We start from the raw sequence: 9302 nt of genomic DNA, 5'->3' as shown, positions 1-9302 counted from the left end.
GGCTCGGATACAACACCGGTATCCGAGCCCATCTCCGCCTTGCCGGACCGCCGCCTGGGCTCCGCCTCGGCTCGACCGAGGACTTTGACACACGCCCTAGCCGGCTCATCGCGCGACGTCCTTCTGCTCGGTCAGACGCCCAGTTCGGTCGACCGTCGACCCTCGCGCATGCGGTCACCCTTGTCGTCGATGGACCAGCCCATCGAGGTGGAGCCCGCGCTGACCCGGGCCGTCTACGACCAGATCGCCGACCTGCTCAACCTGGAAGTCGATCTGCTGTTCTTCGACACGACCAGCACCTACTTCGAACTCGACGAGGCCGGCGAGCTGCTGTGGCGCGACGACAACAGCAGGGCCGTGGCCGAAGGCGACCCGGCGGCGGTCAAGCAGGCCGGGTTCCGCGCTCACGGCAAGAGCAAGGACTCCCGCGACGACCTGCCCCAGGTCGTGGTCGGCATGGCCGTCACCCGCACCGGCATCCCCGTGCGGGTGTGGTGCTGGCCGGGCAACACCAGCGACTCAGCGCTGATCCGCCAGGTCAAGACCGACATGCGGGAGTGGAGCCTCGCCCGCATCGTGTGGGTACGCTCGGTGAGGTTCAGCCTGGACGAGCGATCATGAGAGCGCCCAGGGCAGGGACGAGCGCTGCTTGGTCGAGTACGGGGCGACGAGCGGGGGGTAAACCGAGGCCGGAACACAAGCCCACCGTGCCGCAGGCCCCGCCAACCACAACCTGCGGTCGGGTTGACCACCGGGACGAACGGCGGGGTCGGGCCCGGGAGACATCCCGCGACGCGTTGCCAGCTATGTTCGGTCAGACCTCGGCACGGGCGGCATCTCCGGCAGGCCGAGTCTCGCCTGCGCATACTCGAACATCGCCCGCTGATGCTCAGCCGCAAGACGTGGCAGGTCCCGGACGGGTGTGTTGTGCAGGACTGCGGCGTCAAAGCCGAAGTGAACTCGGACCACCTTTCGGCCCTTGCTCAGGCGCTGTTTCGGGACCACATCCCAGGTGTAGAACGGGTAGGTCTCCAGATCGGGCACGCCGGATCCGGCCCACCATGCCCGCCAGGCGCGATCAGCGTCGATCGCCGCTTCCAGTTCGTAGGACACGGCGTCGAACTCATCACGTTCGGCTTTCACGTCGTACATGTGCCCGCACATGTACCAGTTCCACCACTTGCCGTCGTCGGCGACGCCGGCCTCGGCTCCGGGGCCGCCGCCAGCGAGCGGCGTGTCGAAGACCAGGTCCTCGTCCCACTCCAGACCCGTGGCGCGTCGGAACGCCGTCGGCACTACTTCCAACAGCTCCTCGGCATCTGCCACGTGCCAGCGCCCCGACATGGCGTCGGGATCGGCGCGGACCGCCTGCCACGAGCGCTGGCCGGCGGCGACGACGGCGAGTCTGGCGTACAGAAAGACGTCGTCGGACATGGGCAGCGCGGGCGTTGCGGCCGGCTCTGACACGTCCCAGACCGCTTGCGACTGGTGGCGCGCGCTGGTGAGTGCGCGCACTGCCTCGACGAGATCGTCGGCGAACTGCCGCACGTCTGCCTCTCCGGCCGAACCAAGGGACTCGACGAGACGCCCGCACCCCTCCGGGCTCGCCGCGTCGTCGAGCAGGTCGATGTACGACCAAAACTTCTCAGAGATCAACGGAGCTCCTTCTGCTGCGGACGCACTGAAGCCTAGTCGGCGCCAAGCCGTGCCGCTCCTGCCGTCGGCGTACGGCAAGAGCGGCACGGCGCTGAGTGTTAGCTGGTCATCGCGGTCCAAGCCGCAGCGGTCGCCAACTGGGCGTGCGCACTCATCGGCAGCTGTTGTACTGGCCCGGTGGGCAGTGTCCGTGTCGCCAGTAATACGCCTCGATGTATCCGGCTTCCAGGGTCCGGGCTGTGAACCAGCCGCGGACGCGGTTCTTCACCTGGTATCGGCACCTCGCCCTCATGCTGGTCTGGCAGCTGCCGATCTGGCCGGATGGCCGTGACATACCAACCCGCGAGATCCCGTACTTCCAGGTACGCCAACTGCCGCGCTTGAAGTAGGAGATTTGGTAGACGATGTACTTCGTCAGGCGGAACCGCTTGACGCTCGGAGCCTTGATGTGGGGCCACGGAATGCTCCGGATGGCAGGAGCGACGCCACAGCCCTTGATGACGCAACGAGCGACGGCGTAGACGATTGCGATGATCAATATGTAGACGATGATCTCCGACGCCGCAGCGGCAATGGCAGCGACAGCACACGGAGGACATTTGCCAGACAGGTCGGTCTCGTTGGCCGGGTCTGCGCAGACGTAGTCGTACGGGTTGCAGCTGCCGCCCTGGACCGGGTCTGTTTGCAGAAATCTGCCGAGTGAGGGGCTGTAGAGGCGGATACCCATGAGGATCACGCCGCCGAGTGCCTCGGCGGAGCGTTGCTTGCCGCCCAGCCATCCGTAACGCTGGTCGGCTTGACCGGCGAGTGGGGCGCCGAACTCCTCATAGTCAAAGAGCTCCGGCTCGGCCAGCGCGGTGTCGATCGTCACCGAGAGGTCTCCGTGCAGGTTGGTCAGCGCGAGTCGAACATCTCCCGTACCGGAGGTGACGGCAGCCAGGTCGCCGTCCGGTCCCGCGACGTTGCGGACCACAGCTCCGCTCGCGGCGTCCTCAGTGATCCACCGGGGTTCGTCCGAGTCGTTGGCGTAGTGATTGACCTTGGTCGAAGACGTGGTCCAGGTCCCGTCCACCTGCGTCTCCGCGGTGAACTCGCGGAACCGTTGCATCGGGTCCAGGGTCCAGGTCTGACGAGCGTCACCGACCTGCTGCTTCTGCACGAGGTCAGTGACGTAGTAGGTGTTGGCGACGCCATCCGCGGTCGCGGTCGTACGGCCGAAGGCGTCGTAGACATAGCCCGCGTCGGTCAGCCGGTCAGCGGTGTCGTAGTCGTGTGTGATCTGCTCGGTTGGCGTGCTCTCATCGCACGTTCCATCGGTCGTCGGGGCGAACCGGGCGTTGCTTTTCCGGTTGGCCCGGTTGTCGTAGGCGTAAGTCCGGGTGACGCAGCCGTCGGTCATCTGACTGTCGTGCTGGACCCGGTTCAGCCGGCCCAGGCGGTCGTAGCGGTAGCTCTTGTTGCCGCCGGTGTAGTTGTGGAAGGACCACTGCCCGGAGCTGTTCTCGACCACAGATTCCGCGTAGATGACCGTGCCGTCGGAGTCTCGGGTGTAGGTGCGCTCGGTCGCTTCGAGGTTGGCGTTCTGCCGGTCGGTGCGGGTGATCCCGCCCGGGTACTTCATCTGGGTGAGATGCCCGTCCGGAGAGTACGCGGCGGAGAAGGTTCCCGCGATGCTGTCGGTGATGCTGGTGGCCATGCCGCGCGGTTCCGCCGCGCGGTCGTAGGTGTAGATGGTGGAGCCGGTCGGGTCGGCGATCTTCAGCAGCTTGCCGATCCGGTCGAACTCGGTGGTGGTGACACCGCCGTCGGCGTCGGTGTAGCTCACCGGGCGGCCGAGGGCGTCGTAGTCCCGGACGATGGATGAGGTGCCCATCGTGCTGGTGGTGATCATTCCGGTGGTCGGGCTGTAGCCGGTGGTGACCGTGTCGACGGCGACGCCCTGCGACGCCGTCACCGTCTTGCCGATGGAACGACCGGCCGTGTCGTAGCCGGTGACAATGGTGCGGCTCTCGGTGCCGACCGTCTCGGTGTACGTGGCAGGGCCGCCGAAGGTGTCATACGAGGCAACGCGGCGGTCAGGCAGGGCGGACGTCATCCGGACCGGATCGTGGCCCGTGACCGCGCCGACCGCTCTGACGAGACACTCGTTGCCCGCCCACTCCGGCCGGTTGCCGCATGCGCTGTCCTGACTGTTGACACTGGCGGTGTAGTAGATGGTCTCCTCGGCCCGCGCGTCGGTGCCTGTGGAGTCGACGCCGATGGTCTTGACCACCCGTCCGGCGGTGTCGTAGACGGTGGTGGTGGTCAGGTTCACCCCGCCGGTGACGGCGTCGTTGATCCGCGTGGTGGGCTTGTGCAGCGTCCAGCCGGAAGCACCGCCGGCCACACTGTCGTAGCCGTTGCGGGCGATCTGGATGTCCGCGTCGGCATAGCCGACGATTTGGACACCCTTCTTCTCGGTGGTGGCGAGGTGGTAGTTCGCCCCGTCGGGTTTGTTCTCGTCGTAGGTGGTCGTCACGTGGTGCCGACCGATGACCGTGGCGCCGGCAGGGATCGCCGCCAGCGGTCCGGTCCCATCCGGATCGGGCGCACCGTCCTTCAGCACCACGGTTGAGGTCGGCCCAAGGGTGTCGGTCAGATCCATTCCGTCGGTGCTGTAGGTCCGCACAGTCGAGAGGGCGAGGGCCCGGCTCGCCGTGTCCGAGGCTGCGAGACCGAGCTCGTCCAGGTAGGTGGCGGCACCGGGAAAGGTGCCCAGTGCCAACTCCCGGTTGGCGGCCTCCAGCGTTCGGACCGGGTTACCGAACCGGTCGTACTCCTGGGTGTCGATGTGGTTGCCAGGGGTGGCGGTGTTGGTCTCCTTGCCGCCAGTTCCGAGGTAGTGCACGAGAGCGTAGGGATAGCCATTGGTGCCGGGCGAGGCCGGCGTGGCGCTGTTGCGGGTCGGGTTGTCCTCGGGACCGAAGATGGCGGTCGCGTCGGTCGGCAGGTCGACCTGCCCCCAGGTGGCGATCGCCGCCGCGTTCATGTCGTGTGGGCCGCCGGTGCTCTTGGTCAGCGGAACGTTGTACACGACATTCGCAGCGGTCTCACCGTCAACGATGGTCTTCGACCCTTGCTGTAGGCCCGCTCTGCGTATCCGCAGCAGCCTTCCGGCGTTCTCGTCGCCGGCCAGGTCGGTGACCTGATCAGCGGTGAGGGCCTTTCCGTAGACACGGACGTCGTCGATCTCGCCGTCCCAGATGTTGCTGGCGGCACCAGCCCATTTGGCTCGGCCGATCGCGTAATTGCCGGTGGCGTTCCAGCCGCCGGTCGCCGCGGTAGTGCTCTGCGGCACGCCGTCGACGTAGAGCTTCATCGTGCCGCTGGCCGTGTCGTACACGCCGGCCAAATGGGTCCACCTACCGGCAACCGGCGCGGTGTTGGAAGTTGCCCGGACCGGGGTGGCGCTCGTGCTGTCCGAGGTCACCCGCGAGAAGGCCCACCGGTCGTCGGCGGCGACGTAGTTGAGGAACAAGCCACTGGTACTCGTGCCGTCCTTGGACACGGCTGTCCGGTTTACGGACTTGTCCTTGATCCGGACCCAGGCCGCGACGGTGTAGGACGACGTGTTCGACAGGGCGGCGCCGGCGACGCTGATCTGCTGCCCGGTACCGCCGGTGAAGGTCGCCGCCCGGTCAGCCGGATTGTCCGGGGCGTTGCCCGGGCCCCAGCCGACCCCGCTGGCCATTGTCCCGTTACGTCCGCTGCCAGACGAGTCGGGAACTGTGGTGCCGGAGGCCGTGTCGAGGTCCCACCGCAGGGCGGCCGAGTCGACATCCGGGTTGCCGTAGTCGAAACTCCACGGCAGTTGGCCGGGCGGGGTGAGCTTGGTGACTCGGCCGCCGGTGTACCCGTAGCTGGTCTTGAGGGCCGGGCTGACCCGCGGGTCCCACACCTCCCGGAGCTGGCCCTGGTTGTCGTAGGCGTACCGGGCCACGGTCGTGGCCGTGGTCGCGGAGGTCGCTGGATTCCACGCCCAGAGCTTCACCGCGGATACCCGGTCGGTGTAGTCGCCGAAAACCGTCTCACTCAGGCCGGACGTGGGGGCGGTGGCGTACTCGTATTCGAGGACCTCACAGCCGCGGGCGGGCGTCGCCGCGACACAGTTGTTCGCGTCGTCCACGCCGGGCTCGACGGGGTTGATGACCTTCTTGAGCAACAGCCGTTTACCGCTGGTGTCGTAGATGAGCCGCGTGGTGGTGCCGGCGTCGCCGTTCCAACTCGACGTAGCTGCCCACACCCCGCCCTGGGAGGTGAACTCGGTGATGCCGCCGTCGGGGTCCAGAAGCCGGTAGGCGGTACTGCTGACCTTCTTCAGGGTCAACACCTCGGCACCTGGTTCCGGGGTGAAACTCACTCCGTCGGAGTTCTTCGCAAAGGTGAGCCAGCTGCCGTCGGCCGTGGTCACCTCCACTAGTGAGGGCTCGGGAAAATCGAGGGTGGTGTAGGCGACGTCGGAGACACCGCCGGTCGCGCCACCGGTCCACGAAGGGCCGAACGGGGCGACAATCTCGGTGGAGGAAAGGTTGTCCCAGTAGACCTTTCGTCCCGAGCCGCCCTGCATGCCGTTGTAGAGGCGGAAGAACGCCTCGGTCGCGCCGGCTGGCACGGTCATGTCGACGGACAGTTCCTGCCAGCCGTCGGTGTATCCGGCCATGGCCGATGTGACCTCGGTGTACGTGCTGCCGACCTTGTAGAAGCCAACGATCCGAAGGCCGCGCTGGGAGTACGCGGGCAGCAGACCGGTGGAGCCGGGCACGTAGATCCACCCCGTCATCCGGTAGGTCCGCCCGGCGGTCATTCCCAGTCGCAGCGCTCCGCCGTCGCCCCCGACTGCGACATAGGTGTCGTTGCTCGTAGTGGTAACCGGAGTGATCTCCAGCGAGTCCAGCGGCGTCGCCTCACCCTGCCCGCGCGCGGTGGAGCGGATCGCGGAGGAGGTCGACGGGACGGTGAAGCCGGACAGGTCGGTCGAGATTTGCTGCTGGTTTCCGTCCAGCACCTCGACCATCCGTTGGTAGCCGTCGGCCGGGGTCCGTGACGTCGAAGAGCGGGAGACCGAGAGACCCAACTGGTCGACGTCGGTGGAAGACAGCGAGTAGTCGCCGGTGAGAAGGTTCGCCGATCCGGGACCGACGTCGTCGCGTGCGCCCCCGTTCCCGCTGGAATCGACACTCACCCGCACCCAGGGCACCGTGAAGGCGGGGGTGGTGCCGGTGGCGGTATAGAGCTGTGCGCGCACCTCGACCACGCCGCCGATCAGACCGAGGGTGTCGGTGGCGTTCCAGATCGCGTACCCGCCCAGCGCAGACAGTGTCGCCGGGCTTGCGGCGGTGGCGGTGATGGGCGCCCCGGTGGCGGAGGTCAGGTTCACCGACGGCACAGGCAGGGTCGCGGCGCCGGGGCCACGGCGGTACTCGTAGTAGGCCCGGGTGTAGCCGGTGACGGGCGTTGTGATCTGGAGCTTGGTGCGTTTGACGATGATGGCGCCGGGCAGCGGCTGGGCCAGCGCGGCGTTGCCGGCATCGAAGACGTACAGGTTGGGGCTGGACAGGTTGCCGGCCGAGTCCTTGGCCTGCACGGTCAGGGTGCGGTGGCCGTCGCGAGGGCTGAAGGTGACCGTCTTGGTACCGGCGGCGGCGACGGTCGTCGCGGTGCTGTCGTAGTCGAACCTGTAGACAAAAGCGGCGAGGTCCGTGGTGCCTGACGCCGGGGCGAAGGTGAACGTGTCGGACTGACCTGCCCCACCGTGCGGCTGTCCATCGTTGAGGTAGAGCGCTGCAGAGACGAACGGTACGCCCGGCTTTGTGGTGTCTGCCGTAAGCGAAGTCCAGGCCGACCAAGCACCGTAGGCGTACGGGTCCTTGGCCCGGACCTGCCACTCGTACTGTGTGGTGTTGGCCAGATCGACCGGCACCTGCCAGGAGGCGGTGGAGCCGTTGGTCCAGGCCGTGGTGCCGGAGAGCAGCCCGGAGGAGGAGACGGTGGCCAGGGTGGTCTTGTTGCGGATCACGAACTCGGCCTGGAGGCTCTGCCCCGCGTTGGCGTCGGCCAGCTTGGCCGACAGGGTGGGGCGCAACGAGGACGTCCTGGCGCCGGAGCCGCAGGCGGTGTAGCAGGGCGCGACTGCGAGGGAAGACGGCGTCGACGGCGCACTGTTGTAGGTGATTGAGACCAGCGGCGGGTGGGTGCCCTCCGCGGAGTCGAACCGCTTCCAGCCGGCGGTCGTGGTCTCGGACGTGGCCCGCAGCAACACGCTCGCGCTACTCGCATTGGTATCCGCGGCATATTGCAGGGCCCCACCGACCTCGATGTAGACGTACCCGGCACCGCAAGATGAACTGTAACCGCGGGTCTCGGTGGAGGTACCGACCTTGGCACGCGCGACCGGCTGGCCCGTCCAGCGCACCGTTGAGTCGACGTAGTCGGTACGCCAGGCCTCCCAGCCGGCAGCGGTACACGACCAGGAGTGGTAGTTCCACAGCCGCAACTTCGCCGACGTGACTCGGCTACCGGCGAAGCCGGTGGTGTTGAATCGCAGATACGACCGGGCCGTCCGGGACCCGCCGTCGTTGGAGTAGCCGAGCTTCAGGTCTGCCGAGCCGGACTGGTCACTGACGTAGTCGTTCTGAACGAACGCGTCGAACGACGGCGACAGCGACGTGGGCGGATCGATGGTCACTGGGAAGGCCAGGTCTTTCCGAGCAAGGAAGTCCGCGTCGGGGGTCAGCTCCAGCACGGCTTGCCCACCTCGGGCGACCGTCCGTAGGCCGACGGGAGCGGTATTGACGTGGTCGCCGGACTGCGGCGACACCTCGCTGTCCCACATCAACGGCGTCTGTGCCTGGCCCACCTGGCGCCCCTTGCCGTTTTTCAGCACCAATCCGCCCATGCCGTCCCCGACCGCCCTCAGCTTGCCCGTCCGCAGCGGCAACGTCAGCTTCCGCACCTGCGTCAGGCCGGTCCGATCCTTGACGACGAAGTGCTGCTCGTAGCCGGTCGCATGCGCCCGGAAGACCAGGTCCACCCCGGGCCGCACATCCGGGTACGTGATCGTCCGGTCCACAAGCACGGGCTCCGGCAGCGGCCCCGACCACGCCAGACCCGTCCGGTCCGCGCCGACGCCAACAGACACGACCTCGTGCTCCCCGGGGGAGGAGGTGGCGCCGGCGAATGAGAGAGCACGCGGATGCACCTTCGGCGCCACCGACCCATCAGCACGCCGATCGAGGGTAAGGTCAACTGGGAACCATTTCTCGCCCTGTCGCACCCGCACCGGAGCGAGAGACTGCTCCTCGGTCAGCGTGCCGTCCGGGTTCGCGAACAGCTGCGTGGACTCGGTACGCCGATTGGCCACCTCCACCCGGGACCCACACAGCCGGGCCGCGACCGCGGCGGACACCTCGTCGACGCGGTCCTCAGAGCACTTCGGGTTCGCTGCGGGCTTGGGCGCCGCGACCGCAGCGGCGGCTCGCAGCGGCTGAGCGGGTACATCTGACATGGTGGTGATGAGAACCACCGCCATCAGAATCGCCAGCCGTCGTGCCCAGCCGACAAACCCGACACCCGTCAGAGAAATGAATACGCGTGATCGCCACCGATGC

General features: G+C 67.4%; 3 protein-coding genes. 1 reads left to right on the top strand and 2 read right to left on the bottom strand.

Annotated features, from left to right (window positions below):
- The first annotated feature begins 189 nt into the window (after nucleotides 1-189).
- Complete coding sequence (locus tag AB0J36_RS15395) at nucleotides 190-621, top strand: hypothetical protein (RefSeq protein ID WP_357394899.1); 432 nt, start codon at nucleotides 190-192, stop codon at nucleotides 619-621.
- Nucleotides 622-804: 183 nt separating this feature from the next.
- Here the strand turns inward: AB0J36_RS15395 and AB0J36_RS15390 are convergent, their stop codons facing one another.
- Together AB0J36_RS15390 and AB0J36_RS15385 are read right to left on the bottom strand one after the other, a co-directional pair.
- Nucleotides 805-1656, bottom strand: a complete 852-nt coding sequence (locus AB0J36_RS15390) for a DUF4240 domain-containing protein (protein WP_357394898.1) — start codon at nucleotides 1654-1656, stop codon at nucleotides 805-807.
- A 151-nt stretch (nucleotides 1657-1807) separates the two neighbouring features.
- Nucleotides 1808-9199: a LamG-like jellyroll fold domain-containing protein gene (locus tag AB0J36_RS15385; protein ID WP_357394895.1), complete on the bottom strand. Its 7392-nt coding sequence runs from the start codon at nucleotides 9197-9199 to the stop codon at nucleotides 1808-1810.
- Nucleotides 9200-9302: the final 103 nt, after the last annotated feature.

It is taken from the genome of Micromonospora sp. NPDC049662 (genome assembly GCF_040675055.1).
Classification (GTDB): Bacteria; Actinomycetota; Actinomycetes; order Mycobacteriales; family Micromonosporaceae; genus Micromonospora.
The sequence above is the reverse complement of the archived record's forward strand: the minus strand, read 5'-3'. Positions and strand labels throughout refer to the sequence as shown.